The sequence below is a fragment of the uncultured Algoriphagus sp. genome, assembly GCF_963974835.1.
GTDB lineage: Bacteria > Bacteroidota > Bacteroidia > Cytophagales > Cyclobacteriaceae > Algoriphagus.
On the sequence record NZ_CAXBET010000013.1, the window covers coordinates 87,243 to 105,362 of the forward strand.

General features: G+C 40.2%; 16 protein-coding genes. 12 read left to right on the plus strand and 4 right to left on the minus strand.

Translation table 11 applies throughout. The features are described 5' to 3' along the window. Positions 1-147: 147 nt before the first annotated feature. Positions 148-3,096, plus strand: coding sequence for an FAD-linked oxidase C-terminal domain-containing protein (locus AACZ73_RS19325; RefSeq protein ID WP_339880427.1), 2,949 nt, complete (start codon positions 148-150; stop codon positions 3,094-3,096). Positions 3,097-3,569: 473 nt separating this feature from the next. Then, positions 3,570-4,757: a hypothetical protein gene (locus AACZ73_RS19330; RefSeq protein ID WP_339880429.1), complete on the plus strand. Its 1,188-nt coding sequence runs from the start codon at positions 3,570-3,572 to the stop codon at positions 4,755-4,757. Positions 4,758-4,781: 24 nt separating this feature from the next. On the opposite strand, the gene AACZ73_RS19335 is transcribed toward AACZ73_RS19330, so the two are convergent. After that, positions 4,782-5,477 (minus strand): hypothetical protein, encoded by a 696-nt coding sequence (locus tag AACZ73_RS19335; protein ID WP_339880431.1) that lies wholly within the window; start codon positions 5,475-5,477, stop codon positions 4,782-4,784. Between the two features lie 145 nt (positions 5,478-5,622). On the opposite strand from AACZ73_RS19335, the gene AACZ73_RS19340 reads away from it, so the two are divergent. Next, positions 5,623-6,783, plus strand: a complete 1,161-nt coding sequence (locus AACZ73_RS19340; protein ID WP_339880433.1) for a cellulase family glycosylhydrolase — start codon at positions 5,623-5,625, stop codon at positions 6,781-6,783. Positions 6,784-6,801: 18 nt separating this feature from the next. On the opposite strand, the gene AACZ73_RS19345 is transcribed toward AACZ73_RS19340, so the two are convergent. Then, positions 6,802-8,802, minus strand: coding sequence for a dehydrogenase E1 component subunit alpha/beta (locus AACZ73_RS19345; RefSeq protein ID WP_339880434.1), 2,001 nt, complete (start codon positions 8,800-8,802; stop codon positions 6,802-6,804). Positions 8,803-9,122: 320 nt separating this feature from the next. Between AACZ73_RS19345 and AACZ73_RS19350 the strand changes: the two genes are divergently transcribed. After that, complete coding sequence (locus AACZ73_RS19350) at positions 9,123-10,217, plus strand: hypothetical protein (protein WP_339880436.1); 1,095 nt, start codon at positions 9,123-9,125, stop codon at positions 10,215-10,217. Positions 10,218-10,330: 113 nt separating this feature from the next. Here the strand turns inward: AACZ73_RS19350 and AACZ73_RS19355 are convergent, their stop codons facing one another. Next, a complete protein-coding gene (locus AACZ73_RS19355) occupies positions 10,331-10,627 on the minus strand; it encodes a type II toxin-antitoxin system RelE/ParE family toxin (protein WP_339880438.1) in 297 nt (98 codons plus the stop codon). Then, positions 10,614-10,871: a type II toxin-antitoxin system ParD family antitoxin gene (locus AACZ73_RS19360; RefSeq protein WP_339880440.1), complete on the minus strand. Its 258-nt coding sequence runs from the start codon at positions 10,869-10,871 to the stop codon at positions 10,614-10,616. The genes AACZ73_RS19355 and AACZ73_RS19360 overlap by 14 nt, the downstream gene beginning before the upstream one ends. Positions 10,872-11,143: 272 nt before the next feature. Between AACZ73_RS19360 and rimO the strand changes: the two genes are divergently transcribed. The 8 genes from rimO (at position 11,144) to AACZ73_RS19400 (ending at position 17,962) form a co-directional block, all read left to right on the plus strand. After that, positions 11,144-12,457: a 30S ribosomal protein S12 methylthiotransferase RimO gene (gene rimO / locus AACZ73_RS19365; protein WP_339880441.1), complete on the plus strand. Its 1,314-nt coding sequence runs from the start codon at positions 11,144-11,146 to the stop codon at positions 12,455-12,457. Positions 12,458-12,536: 79 nt separating this feature from the next. After that, the gene (locus AACZ73_RS19370; RefSeq protein ID WP_339880442.1) at positions 12,537-12,746 is read left to right on the plus strand and encodes a hypothetical protein; all 210 of its coding nucleotides are present in this window, start codon (positions 12,537-12,539) and stop codon (positions 12,744-12,746) included. Next, positions 12,746-13,000 carry a type II toxin-antitoxin system RelE/ParE family toxin gene (locus tag AACZ73_RS19375; protein ID WP_339880444.1) on the plus strand — a complete coding sequence of 85 codons (255 nt, stop codon included), beginning with the start codon at positions 12,746-12,748 and terminating at the stop codon, positions 12,998-13,000. The genes AACZ73_RS19370 and AACZ73_RS19375 overlap by 1 nt, the downstream gene beginning before the upstream one ends. Positions 13,001-13,167: 167 nt before the next feature. Continuing rightward, complete coding sequence (locus AACZ73_RS19380; RefSeq protein WP_339880446.1) at positions 13,168-13,767, plus strand: hypothetical protein; 600 nt, start codon at positions 13,168-13,170, stop codon at positions 13,765-13,767. A 9-nt stretch (positions 13,768-13,776) separates the two neighbouring features. Continuing rightward, positions 13,777-14,778, plus strand: a complete 1,002-nt coding sequence (locus tag AACZ73_RS19385) for a histidine kinase (RefSeq protein ID WP_339880448.1) — start codon at positions 13,777-13,779, stop codon at positions 14,776-14,778. Then, the gene (locus AACZ73_RS19390) at positions 14,775-15,449 is read left to right on the plus strand and encodes a LytTR family DNA-binding domain-containing protein (RefSeq protein ID WP_339880450.1); all 675 of its coding nucleotides are present in this window, start codon (positions 14,775-14,777) and stop codon (positions 15,447-15,449) included. Before AACZ73_RS19385 ends, AACZ73_RS19390 begins: the two co-directional genes overlap by 4 nt. 140 nt (positions 15,450-15,589) lie before the next feature. Next, positions 15,590-16,753: a hypothetical protein gene (locus tag AACZ73_RS19395; protein WP_339880452.1), complete on the plus strand. Its 1,164-nt coding sequence runs from the start codon at positions 15,590-15,592 to the stop codon at positions 16,751-16,753. A 213-nt stretch (positions 16,754-16,966) separates the two neighbouring features. Beyond that, entirely contained in the window at positions 16,967-17,962 is a 996-nt protein-coding gene (locus AACZ73_RS19400; protein WP_339880453.1) for an adenosine kinase, read from the plus strand. Positions 17,963-18,120: the final 158 nt, after the last annotated feature.

Genomic DNA, 18,120 nt, shown 5'->3' on the forward strand with positions numbered 1-18,120 from the left:
ATAATCAATTTTCAATGAGCAAATTCAATTTACAAATTGTCAAGTGTAAGGCTTTGAAAATTGAGCGTTGCTCATTGATCATTGTCCATTTCCAAATTCTTTTCCCCAACGTTTCTTTAAATCCATCTCATCGGGTTATTTTTGAACATGAGTTCAGACCAACCTAACCTATTGCCTTTGCTTCAAGAACTTTCCGTCCAGTTGGAAGGTACACTGCAATTTGATTCATTAACAAAGACACTTTATGCCACCGACGCTTCTGTTTATCGGGAGATGCCTTTGGCGGTAGCTTTTCCAAAAAGCGAATCAGATATAAAGAAGCTTATACTTTTTGCTTCCAAAAATGGCACTTCACTGATTCCCAGGACTGCAGGAACTTCACTTTCTGGGCAGTGTGTAGGTAATGGAATCGTGGTGGATGTATCTAAACATTTTACCAGAATATTGGAATTGAATGTAGAAGAGCGATGGGTGCGTGTACAACCGGGTGTGGTGCGTGATGAGCTGAATCGCTACCTGAAACCTTATGGACTTTTTTTTAGTCCTATCACTTCTACGGCCAACCGAGCTATGATTGGCGGGATGGTTGGTAATAATTCTTCTGGTACAACCTCAATTGTATATGGGGTTACTAGGGATAAAGTTATCTCTCTTGATACGATTTTGAGTGATGGAAATCCGGTGAAGTTTGAGGAGCTTTCGAAGGATGAGTTTGAAGAAAAAGCAAAGCTGCAATCACTGGAAGGAGATATTTATAGGAAAGTTCTGGAGGAATTGAGTGATGAAGAAGCTCGGCAAGAGATTCATGCGCAATTCCCTAAAAAATCTATTCATCGTAGAAATACTGGCTACGCAGTCGATGAATTGTTGAAGTCGGACATTTTTGAAGGGGAGGAAAAATTCAATTTTTGTAACCTATTAACTGGTTCTGAAGGGACTTTGGCCTTCACTACAGAAATCAAAATCAGCCTTGATCCACTTCCTGAGCCGATCGAAATCGTCGTTGCCGCGCATTTTGCAACCATCCATGAAAGTATGGTTTCAGCCCAAACTGCCATGAAGCATCCTGCTACAGCTGTTGAGTTGATGGATAAAATCATTTTGGACTGCACCAAAGAAAGCATAGAATACAGCAAAAACCGATATTTCGTAGAAGGAGATCCTGAGGCGATTTTGATGGTGGAGTTTCGTGGACAGACGTTGGAAGAAGCAATGGCCAAAGGGAAAGCGCTGGTCGATGATTTGATAGGAACAGGACTAGGCTATGCATATCCCATCATAGAACCAGCGATGGTTACTTCTGCTTGGGCATTGCGCTCTGCGGGTTTGGGCCTATTGGCAAATATACCTGGCGATGCAAAGGCTGTGGCGTGTATAGAAGATACGGCTGTGGATATCGAGGATCTTGCCAACTACATCGATGAAGTAGATGAGATGATGGAAGGCTTTAATCAAAAGCCTGTTCACTATGCGCATGCTGGTGCCGGTGAAATACATTTAAGGCCGATTTTGGATTTGAAAAAGTCCAAAGACGTGGAGGAGTTTTATCAGATTTCGAAAGCTTCTGCTGAGTTAGTAAAGAAATATCAAGGCTCTTTAAGTGGGGAACATGGCGATGGAAGAGTTCGGGCCGCTTTCATTCCTCTTATGGTGGGCGAAAAGAACTATCAGCTTTTCTGCAGGATCAAATTCTCTTGGGATCCCCAGAATATTTTCAATCCCGGGAAGATCGTGGATGCTGCTCCGATGAATAAGTTTTTGCGCTATGAGCCGGATATGGAAACTCCTACTCATGACACGATCATGGATTTCTTCAATGTAGGTGGGATTCTTCGACTCGCTGAAAAGTGTAACGGGTCTGGTGATTGTCGCAAACTTCCAGGTTCTGGCGGCACGATGTGTCCAAGCTACATGGCAACTCGGAATGAAAAGGATACTACCCGAGGAAGAGCTAATACTTTGCGTGAATTTCTCACGATGGACAAAAAGGAAAATGCCTTTAACCATCCTGAGATTAAGGAAGCAATGGATTTGTGCCTTTCATGCAAGGGTTGTACGGCTGAATGTCCTTCGAATGTGGACATGTCGAGCATGAAAGCTGAATTCCTTTATCAATACCAAAAAGCTAATGGAATTCCACTTCGATCAAAAGCTTTTGCTTACATCAATGAGCTGAATGAGCTGGGTGCTAAAACTGGTGGACTGGCAAACTTCATGTTAAGCAATAGCTTGACTGTAGGAATGATGAAGTCAGTTTTGGGCGTAGCTCCAAAAAGAAACTTGCCGGAAATCAGCAAGGTCAGCTTGAGAAAATGGTATAAGAAAAACTACCAATCGCTTCCTTCTTCTACCAAGCAAATCAAATCCATATATTTCTTCGTGGATGAATTTACTAATCACAACGATACTGCGATTGGGATAAAAGCGATCTCACTGCTGAAGAAATTAGGATACGATGTAAAAGTCGTTGATCATGAAGAAAGTGGTCGTTCTGCTCTTTCCAAAGGTTTGCTTCCAAAAGCTAAGAAACATGCTGAAGCTAACGTGACAATTTTTGATAAGCTGATTAATGGAAATACTCCTTTGATTGGTTTGGAGCCGTCTGCTATTTTAAGTTTCCGGGATGAATACCCTCGAATAGTTAAAAAAGAATTAGTAGAGGCTGCAAAGAAACTGAAATTCCATGTGAAGTTAATTGATGAGTTTCTGGCTCAGGAAATAGCTGCAGGGAATATTACTTCAGATTTGTTTACCACTAAAAGTCAAAAGATAAAGCTGCATGGACATTGCCATCAGAAAGCACTTTCTTCCATGGTCTGGACGCAGAAATTACTTTCTCTGCCAATAAATTACTCTGTTGAAACTATCCCAAGTGGATGCTGTGGAATGGCAGGAAGCTTTGGTTATGAAGCTGAGCACTATGAAGTTTCCCAGCAAGTGGGCGAGTTGGTTCTATTTCCGGCGGTGAGAAAAGCAGATTCTGAAACCATCATTGCAGCTCCGGGAACTTCCTGCAGGCATCAGATTGCTGATGGGACAGGTCGGAAAGCCAAGCATCCGGTGGAGATTTTATGGGAGGCGCTACTTGGCACTTAAGAAAATAAATAAGGTCGGACATATTACTACCTTATTTATTTTTCTAGAGTAAGTCTATGCGGATGCAATAAAAAGCCCTACAATGGTCCTTAAAAAAATCTGAGACTGTCTAACCCCCCGTCAGTTATTCTTATCCATTAAATAGAAATAAGGAAAATAGCAGTAATAGTTTAGCCGTATCTGGTATTGGCATTCTATTATAACCCGCTCTACTATCTAGGCAAATTAAAAAATGTGTCAGTAAGAATTAGATTACCTATAATTCTCTTGGGGTTCCCTTTCATTAAGTCTTTCTCCTCTGACACTGAAATAATAGTTATTTACCATCAATAATGGACTTGAAATTTCTCACAATGACGGATTTATCATTTTTATTATCTGGGAAGTTTGCCGAAAGCCTAAATGTTTTTTTAAACTTTTTGTCCTATATCCTCCCATTTAACCGACTAATATTCAAAGCTTACTTCTCCACTATGAATAAATTAAATTGTCTGACCCTTACTGCACTTTTTGCTACTGTAATTTTTTCCTGCAACGAAAATCAATCCGATACAACCGAGATAGATCCTTTCACTGAACTTCAGTTTGAAGTATATGACTCCATTATAGTGGATGTGTTGGAAAATGTAATCATACTAGATTATCAGGAGGAGCTTGATCAATACTTAGTGAAGGAGCAGCGAGGAGGTAAAGTCTTATTGGTAGATGGAAAAGGGGCAGTGATTAAAGATGTGGAGCTGATGGGCGAAGGACCAAATCAAATCCAGTTTATTCTGGAAGGAAGGTTTTTGGGAAAGCATAGATATATTTTTAAAGAAATATCGGCAACAATGGATTTCCATGTTTTTGACCAGGATTTTCGAAAATTAGAACAGATAAATGGTCCCGCAGTAGGTTTTGGCGCAGGTATTTTCATTTCATTCTTCCGGCAGACGTTCACTCCCTGGACAGAAGATGGAAAGTATTTTATATTGGGAGAAGAAGTTAATTCGTACAATCCTGGAGATGTAGATCCTGACAAAATAGGTGGAGGATTTTATAGTCAGGTGAAGACTGGTTTTTTGTACGATTCCGATCAGGATTCTATCAGGTATTTGAGTTTATATCCTGAAAGTTGGGTGCCACGCAATACCAACCGATGGATTGGACAGAGTTTTCCATTTTTATCATTTGACATTGAGAGAAATAAGGCTGCCGTTCTACCTCCAATTGGAGATCAGCTTTTTCTTTATGATTTTGATGGGAATTCGTTGATCAATGAAAGAGCTGTGTCCTTATCTCATCCTGATCGTAATCAGGAAATTCCTGATGTTGACCGTGAAAATCAGCTTTATCCTTCTTTTAGTGATGTCAAGACCTTTGGGGAATACCAGTTGGCCATCTTTTATACTGCAATACCTGAGGATATTTTTATGGAATTTCGGTCGAAAGGTGAAAATTACTACCAAGATCCAGAATGGATAAAAGCCCAAGCAAAATATAGAAATCCCCGTTATATTATTGTCAAAGGAGAGCAGCAAATAGGAATTCTAAATGAGTTTCCAGTAGCAGGATCGGTTAATCTGGGTTTGCCTGACGGTGCTCTAATCGTCAAAGCTGCTGACGGAGAAGTGGAGCGGGATTATAATTTGTTTTACAAATTAAGGTTGGTGGAGAAGTGATACTAAAAAAGGCAGGAATTAAACTTACCTAAATGCATCATACACCACTATTCCAATTGAACCAGTAATCAGCTGTAGAGGGCTTTGTCTCGGATTGTATTCAAATTCTCCATCGCCTTTATCAGGTAAGTAATTAGTGTCTGGCTTGGTCAGAAAGCTCATACTTCCTCCATCTTGATAATTGATTCTTAACTCCAGTTTTCCTCCCTCAATTCCTGGAAGTGGAAATTGGATTCCTCCCCCGATCTTATAGGCAATTGCCCAGTCTTCTAGGTCTTTACCGACTTCTACGGTCTCTTCAAAGATAGATGGACGTATTTTGAATCTTGAATAAAGGTAGTTAGCACCTGTTTGAATCTCAATAAAGGGTGTCAATTTGCTATTATGGAAGGGTAGGAAGCGAAATACTGCCATCCCTGAAGCGTAGTTGTTATTTCTTCTGATTCTATAATCATCTAAAAATCCTGGATACAGATCATTCCTCACTTCGACCTTCGTGCCATAGATACCATAGTTAAATTCCAATCCAATTTGAATGGGTTGAGAATAAAATTCATACAATAGAATTCCAGAAAGCGTAGGGAAGATGGTTTTATTCACCTCTTCCTTCAATTTCGAAACTGGGAAGCCACCATTTAGATGTCCTCCGCCTATAAAAAACTGTGCTTGTAGACTTTTCGCAGTTATAAAAAAAAGAAGAAGGAGCAGGAGTTTCCTCATGAGACTATAGTTAACTATGCATACGGTAAGAATGGGGGAATTTGTTTGGTGATTTCTAAAAAATAAAGAACAAACCACCTAGGTATAGTATTTTTTGTGTTTGACTGACTTTAGTATCTTAATGATATTAATCCACTAATAACCCATGAAAACCTCAGATTCCCGCAGGGATTTTCTTAAGAAATCTGCCTTGATTGGCTCAGGACTAAGTTTCGCCGCTGGCACCTCGCTTCAGGCTTTTGCTGAAGTAGCCAAGCCCAAAAACAAGTTACCTGCTTGGAAAGGGTTTAATCTACTCGACTTTTTCTCAGATCATCCAGATCGCGGAAGGCCTACCAAACCGGAGTACGTAAAATGGATTGCTGATTGGGGATTTGATTTTGCGCGAATTCCAATTTCTTATCCAAGCTATCTGGATATAGATCGCTCAAGACCGATTCGTCCAGATGAAGTACTGAACTTTGATGAAAGTCGTTTGGAAAAGGTGGATGAACTAGTCGAACGCTGTATTTCCCAAGGGTTACATGTGAGTTTGAACCTTCATCGTGCGCCTGGTTTTTGCATCAATGCAGGCTTTGTAGAACCCTATAATCTCTGGAAAGATCAGGAAGCTCAGGATGCATTCTGTGCACACTGGGAAATGTGGGCAAAGCGATACAAAGGAATCTCAAAGAAGAAATTAAGCTTTGATCTGGTCAATGAACCTTTCCAACGGGAAGATCCCAATAATCAGCATAGCCCTGGAGGTCCGGTAGATGTATTGGATTATCATCGGGTGGCCGAAGCTGCTTTGGAAACAATCAAATCAGTGAAAAAATCCAGATTAGTAATAGCTGATGGAAATGGTGGGGGAGGAATTGCTGTACCGGAATTGGCGGATTTGGAGCTGGCGCAAAGTTGCCGTGGGTATCATCCTTTTCCAATATCGCATTATAAAGCAGGTTGGGTGTATAAAGATCCTTCAAGTGTTCCTCCCGTAGATTGGCCCTTGAGCCAGGGAGAAAGAATGTTGGATATAGAGGAAATCAGAAGGTATTATGCGCCTTGGAAAGCGTTAGTTGATCAGGGAATTGGTGTGCATTGCGGAGAATGCGGCTGCTATAATGAAACGGCCCATGAGGTGTTTCTAAGTTGGTTTGGGGATGTGCTGACTGTCCTGAAAGAAAATGGAATTGGGTTTGGAATTTGGGAATTTTCAGGAGCTTTTGGAGTGATGAATTCCGGGCGAAAAGACGTGGAATATGAAGACTGGTACGGTGAGAAACTTGATCGAAAGTTTCTGGGTTTACTAAGAGCTCAGATTTGAGATTTTGAGCAGAGGAAGTCAGTAGGAAGATAATTCTTCCAATTTCTTTTTAAACCTTCCGATAGGCAAAAACTGTTTTTCAAGTGTCGAAGCAAAGGGAACTGGAGTGTCCAGACTTCCTTCCCGCATGATAGGAGCATCCAAATATTCAAAACATTGTTCTGAAATCCAAGCACATATTTCAGCTCCAATTCCACCTGTCAGGCAATCTTCCTGTAAGAATATAACTTTACCGGTTTTTTTGACAGTAGTTTTTACTGCTTCGCTATCCCAAGGCAATAGTGTCCTCAAATCTAAAATATCGGCTGACAACCCCAGTTCTTCCGTTGCTTTCAATGCCCAATGAACTCCCATTCCATAGGTGATGATGGAAACTTCACCTCCTTCTTTTGCCAAATTTGCTTTGCCAATTTCAACCGTATAATATTCGTCTGGAATCTCAGCGCTTATAGATCTATACATTCCCTTGTGCTCAAAGTAGAGGTATGGATTTGGATCTTCGAATGCCGCATTCAGCAGGCCTTTCGCATCGTAAGCGTTGGATGGATAGACGATTTTAAGGCCTGGGGTATGGAAAAACCAAGCTTCATTGGACTGCGAATGGAAAGGTCCCGCAGACATCCCAGCTCCAGTTGGCATTCTTACTACTACATCAGCATTTTGTCCCCATCGGTAATGGATTTTTGCCAGGTTATTGACTATTTGATTAAAGCCTACAGAAACAAAGTCAGCGAATTGCATTTCTACCATGGCTTTGAAGCCCCTGATAGAAAGTCCTAGCCCAGTTCCTATAATTGCGCTCTCGCAAAGTGGTGTGTTGCGAACTCGACTAGATCCAAATTGAGCTTTGAATCCATCTGTGATTTTGAAAACTCCCCCGTATTCACCAATGTCTTGCCCCATGAGAATGAGATTAGGATACTTTTCCATGGATTGACGGAGCCCATCTGAGATTGCGTCAACTAGTCGCTTTTCGGATTTTGGCGAGGTTGGAGAAGGTGAAATTATTTCCTGCGAAAATGGTGCATAGACATCCCTAAGTTCAGTTTCTAAATTTGGGGAAATGACTTCCTCAGCGAAAGCAATATCCAACCCATCATTTATGGCTTTTTTGACTTTTTTATTAATTCGTTCTTTTGACTTCCCATCTAACACGCCTAATTCTTCCAAGTAGTTCTCGTAGTTTTCCACGGGGTCCAGTTTGCTCCAATCTTCCATCAGTTGCTTCGGAACGTACTTGGTTCCTGAAGCTTCCTCGTGTCCTCTCATCCGAAAAGTGATGGCTTCTACCAAAACCGGACGAGGGTTTTGACGGATATCTTCAGCTAGGTTTTTGATGGCAGTATATACTTCGAGTACATTATTCCCTTGGATTCGAATAGCTTCCATTCCATATCCAGGGCCTTTTTCTGTAAAGTGCTTGAAAGCGAACTGCTCTTCACTCGGTGTAGAAAGCCCGTAGCCATTATGCTCCACCACAAAGATCACCGGCAATTTCCAGACCGCTGCCACATTCAAACCCTCGTGAAAATCACCTTCCGAACTTGCACCATCTCCCGAAAAAACCACTGTTACTTTCTTCTCTTGCGAAAGCTTATCCGCTAAAGCAATTCCATCTGCGATTGCTAATTGAGGACCAAGGTGAGAGATCATTCCTACGATATGATGCTCGATTGACCCAAAGTGAAAGGAGCGATCCCGGCCTTTGGTGAAACCCGAAAGCTTTCCCTGAAACTGCGCGAAAAGCCGCTCCAAAGGCATATTTCTCCCAGTGAAAATCCCTAGATTTCTATGCATGGGAAGGATAAATTCGTTTTCGTCCAGGGCATTTACTACTCCAATAGAAATTGCTTCCTGACCCCAGCCACTAAACCATTTGGATATTTTGCCTTGGCGTAATAGAATCATCATTTTTTCCTCGATCCTGCGAGGTATGATGAGTGATTCGTAGAGTTCGATCAGTTTTTGATCGGTTAGATTCTTTCGGTCGAAAGCTAAAGTTGGAGTAGTGGTTTCCATGGAATGGTGATTTCCATTCTAAGTTACAGGAAGGAAGCAAAAAGGCAAAGTGTGAATCCGCGCCCTGCAAAGAGGCCCCGACGTGAATCGGGGCGAAAAATAAATGCAAGGAGTTAAAAAGTTTGCTGTACGTCTCAAAAGTAGAAAAAAGGGGGTGCTCCAACTCAGAAAGCGAGTTAAGCTTAGTTTAAGATTATGTTGCTGGAAATGATCTTTAGATAATATTGGACTATGAAATAAAATAAATCGCATGATAATAGGCTGATGTCCAAAAGAAACTGGAAATTAGAAATATTACCAAAACCCAAAATCCTGAATTTATGAACCTCAAGTCCGCCGTTTTTTTAGCCTGTTTTTATCTTTTCTCTCCTTTTGCTTCCTTTTCCCAAACTTCAAGAAAAACAGAAGTCAGCATCTCTACTGATAAGTTCTATATCAATGGTGAATTGACTTATGCTGAAAGAAATTGGAATGGACATCCGATTGAGGGATTGCTAATGAACTCTAGAATGGTGCAGGGGATTTTCGATGATTTGAATCCGGAAACAGTTTCAAACTGGGAATATCCAGACACGAAAGCTTGGGATGCAGATCGTAATACAGATGAATTCGTGGCAAATATGCAGATTTGGAAGTCATACGGGCTGTTATCTTTTACTATAAATCTACAAGGAGGAAGTCCATTTGGTTATTCCCAAGGACAGCCTTGGATCAATTCTCCTTACACAGAGACTGGGGAATTGAGATCTGAGTATTTCAAGAGGCTGGAGAAGATATTGGATAAAGCTGACGAACTAGGGATGGTGCCGATTATCGGGTTGTTTTATTTTGGGCAGGATGATCGTTTAGCAAGTGAACAAGCTGTTAAAAATGCTGTAACTAATTCGTTGGATTGGATTTTGGAAAAGGGGTATACAAATGTCTTGATTGAGGTAAACAATGAGTGTAATGTGCGCTATGATCATGAGATTCTTCAGCCCGAGCGAGTTCATGAGTTGATTGATTTAGTGAAAAGCAGAGAAAAAGGAGGGAGAAGATTATTGGTTAGCACGAGCTATGGAGGTGGTACTATTCCAAAAGAAAATGTCGTTCAGGCTTCTGACTTTTTATTGCTACACGGAAATGGTGTTTCTGATCCTGATAAAATTGTGGAAATGGTTGAGAAGACCAGAAATGTATCCAGCTACAAACCTATGCCGATTCTATTCAACGAGGACGATCACTTCAATTTTGACCAGCCCAAAAACAACTTTACAGCTGCAGTTTCCGCTTATGCTTCCTGGGGATATTTTGATTACCGAATGAAAGACGAGGGATTTGAGGATGGCTATCAAAGCGTGCCGGTTGATTGGGGGATTAACTCTGAGCGAAAGAAGGGTTTTTTCGAGTTGCTGAAAGAGATTACAGGATATTAAGAGAATTTGAAATTCTGAAACAAGCAAAAAGTCTATCAGAGAAGCGAAACCTTTGAGGTTTTCAAAACCTCAGAGGTTTAGTTAAAACTTAAATTACAGGCTGGAATTGTTCTTCATTTCGAAAGTTGCCTTTGATAATCCATGCTTTGATGAAGAACTCGGATAATAAAAGCACCATAATCTGTGGTGTAGTAAAAAATCATATGAGATTTAAATGTCAGCCTTCGTAGTTCTGGTGTTAATTCGCTGGCATCTAATCCCATGAAATTCTGCATTGCGATAGACTCAAAGGATTCATGTAAACCAAAAATGTATTCTTTGGCCTGTTTTAGACCAAAATGTTCTATACCAAATTCATATATGTTGGCTATATCCTCATCACAGCGTGCGGATAGTTTATAAGCGCCCATCAGCTTTCATTCTCTCCTCTACTTCCTTCATGATTTCGGGAATAGTTCTCTCGCTAATCCCTGAATCTACGCCTGCTTGAATGGCAGCCTTTAATTCAATGAATTTACTATTACGTGCTTGATCTGAGCGGATAAGATGTCTTACATATTCTGATTCGTTGGTGAATTCACCAGCTTCTATCTGAGATTTTATCCATTTATCCTGCTGATCCGTGAAGGTTAGCGTTTTTCGTATTGTCCCCATAGTTACCTTTATATACGTTGATCATCATACTATTGGTGCAATATAGCATTGTTTATATTATTCTTAAACTCCAATCTTTAGTAAATATGGGAGTTGAAGCAGACCCTTACTTTAGTTTAGTGAGTGCGATCTGTTTGTAATAGAAATCGCTTCTTGCCTCCAGATGTCGGTAGCTAAGAATTTTTCAATCTTTTAATTTTCCAATTTTCCAATTCAAAATTTCCCTTCGCACTTTTTTGTCTACCTTTGCACCCTCAAATAGTAGGGAAACTGTGAAAGCGAGAACGTTAAAAAAAGACAAAGTCAATATTGTAACCATGGGTTGCTCCAAGAATCTTGTGGATTCGGAGGTGCTACTTACCCAGCTTCGAGGTAACGGCATCAACGCCAGTCATGAGTCGGAAACGGATGACAATAACATCATCATTATCAATACTTGCGGGTTTATCGACAATGCAAAGCAGGAGTCAATTGACACCATTTTGCAGTATGTGGATGCCAAAGAGCAAGGTTTGGTGGACAAAGTCTATGTGACAGGGTGTCTTTCTCAGCGCTACAAAGACGATCTGGAGAAGGAAATTCCTCAGGTCGATGCATTTTTTGGTACCAGGGATTTACCTGCGATTTTGAAGAAATTCAAAGCAGATTATAAGCATGAGTTGGTAGGAGAGCGTTTGTTGACGCACTCTTCGCACTATGCCTATATGAAGATTTCCGAAGGCTGTGATAGACCTTGTTCCTTCTGCGCTATTCCTATAATGCGTGGCGGACACATTTCCAGACCAATTGAAGAGTTGGTGAAGGAAGCGGAGCATAAAGCCGCTGGCGGAACTAAGGAGTTACTTTTAATCGCTCAGGACTCTACTTACTACGGATTGGATATCTATAAAAAGAGGAATCTTGCCGAATTGATGCGCAGACTTTCTGATGTGAATGGCATTGATTGGATTCGTCTACATTATGCCTACCCAACAGGTTTCCCGATGGACGTTATTGAGGTGATGAAGGAGCGTGAGAATATCTGTAATTATCTGGATATTCCTTTGCAGCACGGTTCTACAGATGTGCTGAAGGCTATGCGTCGAGGTACAACTCGCGAAAAGCAAGAAAACTTAATTCACAGTATCCGTGATATTTTGCCTGATATCGCTATTCGTACCACACTAATTGCTGGACATCCAGGAGAAGGTGAGAAGGAATACCAGGAGATGGTTGACTTTGTGGAGCGAATGAAATTTGAGCGATTGGGTGTGTTTACTTATTCCCATGAGGAAAATACGCATGCTTATTCTATGGAAGACAACATTCCTCAGGAAGTGAAGCAGGAGCGTGCAAACAACTTGATGGAGATTCAGGAGCAGATTTCTTATGATTTGAATCAGGAGAAAATCGGCAAGTCTTTCAAAGTATTGATCGACAAAAAAGAAGGCGGTCACTTCGTAGGCCGTACAGAATACGATTCTGTTGAAGTGGATAATGAAGTGTTGATCGATGCTTCAAAATTCTATTGCCGAGTTGGGGACTTTGTAAATGTGAAAGTAACTGATGCTACAGAGTTTGATCTGTATGCGGATGTGGAGGAGTAATTGGAATTTGTATTTGAAATAACAGAAAAAGCTAAATCAACGTATTAGTGAGAGTATTTCAAAATTATTATCTTTCATCATGTTGACAATCAATCCAAAGTATATTACTGATCAAGTTGGAAATAAAATTTCCGTGGTTCTTTCAGTGAAGGAATTTGAAACGATAGTGGAAATGCTTGAGGATTTGGATGATGTTCGTCTTTATGATCAAGTCAAAAATTCTAAAGATCCTTCCATTCCAATTGAGGAGGCATTTGAAATGATAGATGCTCTTAGAAAAGGGGAATAATGGCTTATCAGATCGTCATCAAGAAGACAGCGATTAAGTCTCTATCTAAGATACCCGAGCCCTATTTTTCTACTATAAAAACAGCAATTTTTAATTTGGCTGACGCCCCAAGACCAAATGGTTGCAAGAAATTGAAAGGTCGAGAGGCCTACCGAATTCGTGTCGCGGACTATAGAGTAATCTATGAAATCGAAGATAAAATTCTTTTGATAGAGGTAATTGCAGTTGGTCACCGAAAGGATATCTATGAATGATATCTTGTCTAAGCCTTATTAAATGGCTTCAGAATTTAAAGATATAAAGTGCCTTCATCGCCAAAATCCCTTGTTCGTCTGGAGATTCGCTGTGTTCATAGAGATTTTTTTCTCGACCTTAGTTAATTAGCCAATTTGAGCCTGTCAACAACTCAAATATTCTAATTATGCAAAAAGCAAAATCAATTCTCGCAATTGGACTTTTGGTAGTCTTATTGAATTCCTGTGTGTATTCACTGTTTCCTATTTACACAGATGATACGCTAGTATATTTCCCGGAATTATTAGGTCGTTGGGAAATGGATGATGAAGACTATATAGAATTTAGAAATACTTCTTCCGGGCCTAGTTTTTTTGGTTCATCCGAATCTACCGACTTATCTAAAAATAAAGAATACGCTATTGAGATTATGGAAGGTGGGGATTTAATTAAATTCAAAGGCCATATTGCCAAAATAGGGGACGACTTATTTCTTGACTTGTATCCTGACGATCTATATTCAGCTGAGGGTTTAGGTTCTAACATGATTCCAGTTCATACTTTTGCTAAATTGAAATTCAGCGGTAAGCAACTATACCTGACTTCATTTGATTTGGAAAAATTGAACAAGCTTTTTGAAAGCAATCTGATCCGATTGAGACATGAAAATGTGGACGGAACGATCCTAATTACAGCTCAGCCTAAGGAAATTCAGAAATTTATTGACAAATATTCTGAGGACGAATCGGTGTTTGAGGATACGGAGACTTACAAGAAAGCCAGCTAATCAGTATTTATGATCAAGCTCATCAACTCAAAATGGTTTCAGCATCCGGTTTTTTGGATTCTTTCCATTTATGCGATCGGAAATTATTTTTCGATATCGAGTGTCTTCAAGTTTATTGATGTTTTTTATGCATTGCTTTTTCATGTTCCTCTGTTCTTTCTGGTTTATTTCAATTTAAGAGTACTGATTCCTTGGTTTCTCGACCAAGGAAAATACCTGCTTTACTTTTTGAGCATTCCGTTGCTTTTATTGGCGACGTATATAATTCATGAACTCACGTTTGAGGTAATGTTTCCGCTATTGGATTCTGAGTTCTATATGGTTTCCTTCACAGAGTGGCAGGTTTTAGTGAGTATTTTCTTGATTTATCTGATTCTTACTACGCTTATCAAATTGTCAAAATCCTGGTACACACTGCAGCAAGTTGAAAAGGAGAAATTGTCTCTTGAACTCAATTCTCTGAAAACTCAGATTAACCCTCACTTTCTGTTTAATAGCCTGAATAGCATTTATTCGCAGGCTTTGACCAAAAGCGATCAGACTTCTGAGACTGTTTTGGAGCTTTCAAATTTGCTTCGATACATGCTTTATGAGGTGGAAGAGGATAAAGTGCCATTGGTGAAAGAAGTGGAAATGCTGGAAAATTACATCGAGTTGCAAAAACTCAGATTAGAGGAGGGATCCAAAGTTGGGTTTACAATTGAAGGTGATTTAGAACGTGTGGTGATTGCACCGTTGTTATTATTTCCTTTGGTGGAAAATGCTTTCAAACATGGAATGAAAGATGATTCTGAACAGGAATTTATAGAAATCAAGCTGAAAGTGGATACAGCTATCTCTTTTTCAATCAAGAATAAACTGGGCCAGATCGATGACATGGAAAAAGGGAAATATGGAGGAATTGGTCTTGAAAATGTGAAAAGAAGATTGGAGCTTATCTATCCAAAATCACATGAGTTTGAGATTATAAAAACCAAATCCGAATTTCAAGTTAACTTGACGCTTGTATGATCCGATGTGCAATCATAGATGACGAACCGCTCAGCCGGGATGTATTGAGACAATTCATCTCTGATCATCCAGATCTAATCCTTGCTGGGGAATACAAAGATGCATTGGAATCAATCTCAGGAATTGAGTCAAATCCCGTTGACTTGCTCCTGCTGGATATCAATCTTCCAAAGCTTTCTGGTATCAATTTTTATAAAAGCTTATCAAATAAGCCTCTGGTAATTTTCACTACAGCATATCCGGAATTTGCCTTGGATGGCTTTGAACTTAATGCTGTCGATTACCTGATGAAGCCAATTCCCTTTGACCGCTTTTTGCAAGCCATTCAGAAAGTAAAAGAACGCCTGAAGACTCAGCAGGATTCTCCAGAGTTTATTATGCTGAAGGTGGATAAAAAGCTCTACAGAACAGCTTTTGAGGATGTTTTATTTTTCGAGGCTTTCGGAGATTATGCTAAAGTGTATTTGGAAAATCAGGTGTTGATCATTACTTCGACGATGAAGAAAATGGAGGCAGAATTACCGAAGGATCTTTTTGTACGAACTCACAAGTCATTTATCATTAACACTTCCAAAGTGGAATTTATCGAGGGGAATCAGATCAAGATCGGAGGTAAAATGATCCCAATTGGTATGCGTTACCGTGAGAATCTGCTAAAGCAATTGAATTGAGGTATACATAATCACCAGTTATGCTGCTTCTCCAGAAGCAGCATCAAGCTCCAATTAAGTCCAGCTTCTGGAGAAGCAGGAGAACTCACCTTTTGCCCTTTCAGACGATCTACCTAATTTAGCATTCTAAAATCACCCGAATGCAATTGATCGAAGTCACCACGCCAGCACATCAAAAAGAGTTTATCGAGATGGCTGTGAGGTTATATAAAAATGAAAAAAATTGGATCCGGCCTCTTGACGCAGATATCGAGGGGCTTTTTCATAAAGAAACCAACAAGCTTTTTCGGAATGGAGCCAAAGCCAAGCGCTGGATTTTGCAAAATGACAAACAAGAAACCATCGGTCGCGTAGCTGCATTCATCAATCCTAAGATGAAGGAAAAACAACCTACAGGAGGGTTAGGATTCTTTGAATGTATTGACGATCAAGAAGCAGCATTTTTGCTTTTTGATACGGCAAAGGCTTGGTTGGAAAGTGAAGGAATGGAAGCCATGGATGGCCCAATCAATTTTGGAGAGCGCGACAAATGGTGGGGATTACTCGTGGATGGATTCACAGAGCCGAATTACAATATGCCGTGGAACTTCAAATACTACCAAAAGTTCTTCGAGGATTACGGTTTCCAGATTTACTTCAAGCAGTTTACGTACGCGAGAAATGTTCAGGGCTTAGGTTTTGATGAGAAAATGATAGCAAGAGCAAAGGTGGTCATGGATAATCCTGACTATGAATTCCATTACTTGAAGGGAAGGGAGCTGAAGGAAAAAGCTCCCGAGTACTTTATGACTGTCTATAATAAGGCTTGGGCAAGGCACATGGGGAAATCACTTGCGTTAAAAGAAGCACAGATGATGTTTGCCAAGATGAAACCGATCATTGACGAAAAGCTGATTTACTTCGGGTTTTATAAAGGCGAGCCCGTTTCCTTCTTTATTCAGATTCCGGAAATCAACCAGATCTTCAAGCATGTGAATGGCAAGATGGACTTGATCGGTAAACTCAAATTTCTTTGGTACAAAACCTTCTCACCTCCCAACAAAATGCTTGGTCTGGTGTTTGGTGTAGTGCCGGAGCATCAGGGGAAAGGGGTGGAGAGTGCGATGATCATCACCTACGACAAGATGAGCGGCAAGCCTGATTTTCAATACAAAACCATCGAGATGAACTGGATTGGCGATTTCAATCCAAAGATGATGCGTGTTTGTGAACAGCTTTTGGCAGATATTTACAAGACTCATCATACCTACCGCTATTTGTTTGATCGAGAAAAGCCATTTGAAAGACACCGCATATTTGATTGACCTTTGCCATTTACGATTTGAGATTTATGATTTACGAGATCTTTTTATGCTATTGAGATATTCTTCCAATTAGACTTTGAAGTCGTTTTAAGCATAATCTTTCAAAAGTAATATCGAATAAAGAATGCTGAATTTAGAATAATGAAGTTTCGCTAACTTCTGAGCCCATTCTTCCAATTTTAAAATATTTCAATTTTCCAATACAGAAAAAAAATGAAAAAATACGATGTAACCGGCATAGGGAATGCCCTAGTAGATATAGAATTCAAAGTAAAAGACCAGTTTTTTGCTGACAATGGCGTGGAGAAGGGATTGATGACTTTGGTAGATGAGGAGCGCCAAAATGCGTTGATGACAGTGATCGATACCGAGCAAGCCAAGAAACAATGTGGTGGGTCTGCTGGAAATACTGTGATTGCGATTTCTCAGTTTGGAGGTAAATCCTATTATTCATGCCGTGTTGCAAATGATGAGTTTGGCCACTTTTACATGAAAGACATGAAGGATGCCGGCGTATCTCACAACTTGAATGAAAGCAGTTTGGCGGAAGGTATCACTGGAAAATGCCTAGTGATGGTGACTGAAGACGCTGAGCGGACTATGAATACGTTTTTGGGGATCACACAGACCTATTCCACTGCAGACGTGGACGAAGCAGCGATTAAAGATTCTCAGTATTTATATATCGAGGGCTACCTAATCACTTCTGAGAATGGCAAGCAAGCGATGAAGCATGCAAAGAAAACTGCTGAAGATAATGGGGTAAAAGTAGCATTGACTTTCTCCGATCCTGCGATGGTGAAGTACTTCAAAGATCCGATGACTGAGGTAATCGGTGCAAGCGTGGATTTACTGTTCGCAAATGAGGAAGAAGCGATGATTTTCACAGGAAAGGATAATTTGCTTGAAGCCCGTGAGGAATTGAAGAAAGTAGCCAAACACTTTGTGATCACGCAGGGGAAAAATGGCGCGATGATCTTCGATGGAGATACTTTTATTGATATCGAACCTTATGCAACCACTGCAATAGATTCCAACGGAGCAGGAGATATGTTTGCAGGAGCCTTTATGTATGGCATTACAAACGGTCACAGTTATGCCTCAAGCGGGAAGCTAGCATCCATGGCGAGTTCGAAAATTGTAAGTCAATTTGGCCCGAGGCTTCAATGGCATGAAGCGAAAGATATTTTAGCTAGACTAAATCCATAAAATAAGGCTCTGAAAGTTAATTTTCAGAGCCTTATTTTTTATTAAAATTTTATCCTAAATTTTTAGATTACAATAATAAGTATTTTTTTAGGGTAAGATTGTGATAATGGACGTTCAGCGAACAATTTGACTTTTGGAAAGACCTCCTTAAATAATCT

Excerpts from the sequence above, each read along its gene's own strand:
- AACZ73_RS19375 (WP_339880444.1), top strand. The coding sequence starts at position 12,746 with ATGGCTTATCAGATCGTCATCAAGAAGACAGCGATTAAGTCTCTATCT.
- AACZ73_RS19400 (WP_339880453.1), top strand. The coding sequence starts at position 16,967 with ATGAAAAAATACGATGTAACCGGCATAGGGAATGCCCTAGTAGATATA.
- AACZ73_RS19390 (WP_339880450.1), top strand. The coding sequence starts at position 14,775 with ATGATCCGATGTGCAATCATAGATGACGAACCGCTCAGCCGGGATGTA.
- AACZ73_RS19340 (WP_339880433.1), top strand. The coding sequence starts at position 5,623 with ATGAAAACCTCAGATTCCCGCAGGGATTTTCTTAAGAAATCTGCCTTG.
- AACZ73_RS19360 (WP_339880440.1), bottom strand. The coding sequence starts at position 10,871 with ATGGGGACAATACGAAAAACGCTAACCTTCACGGATCAGCAGGATAAA.
- AACZ73_RS19355 (WP_339880438.1), bottom strand. The coding sequence starts at position 10,627 with ATGGGCGCTTATAAACTATCCGCACGCTGTGATGAGGATATAGCCAAC.
- AACZ73_RS19395 (WP_339880452.1), top strand. The coding sequence starts at position 15,590 with ATGCAATTGATCGAAGTCACCACGCCAGCACATCAAAAAGAGTTTATC.
- AACZ73_RS19385 (WP_339880448.1), top strand. The coding sequence starts at position 13,777 with ATGATCAAGCTCATCAACTCAAAATGGTTTCAGCATCCGGTTTTTTGG.
- AACZ73_RS19345 (WP_339880434.1), bottom strand. The coding sequence starts at position 8,802 with ATGGAAACCACTACTCCAACTTTAGCTTTCGACCGAAAGAATCTAACC.
- AACZ73_RS19335 (WP_339880431.1), bottom strand. The coding sequence starts at position 5,477 with ATGAGGAAACTCCTGCTCCTTCTTCTTTTTTTTATAACTGCGAAAAGT.
- AACZ73_RS19380 (WP_339880446.1), top strand. The coding sequence starts at position 13,168 with ATGCAAAAAGCAAAATCAATTCTCGCAATTGGACTTTTGGTAGTCTTA.
- AACZ73_RS19330 (WP_339880429.1), top strand. The coding sequence starts at position 3,570 with ATGAATAAATTAAATTGTCTGACCCTTACTGCACTTTTTGCTACTGTA.
- AACZ73_RS19370 (WP_339880442.1), top strand. The coding sequence starts at position 12,537 with ATGTTGACAATCAATCCAAAGTATATTACTGATCAAGTTGGAAATAAA.
- AACZ73_RS19325 (WP_339880427.1), top strand. The coding sequence starts at position 148 with ATGAGTTCAGACCAACCTAACCTATTGCCTTTGCTTCAAGAACTTTCC.
- AACZ73_RS19350 (WP_339880436.1), top strand. The coding sequence starts at position 9,123 with ATGAACCTCAAGTCCGCCGTTTTTTTAGCCTGTTTTTATCTTTTCTCT.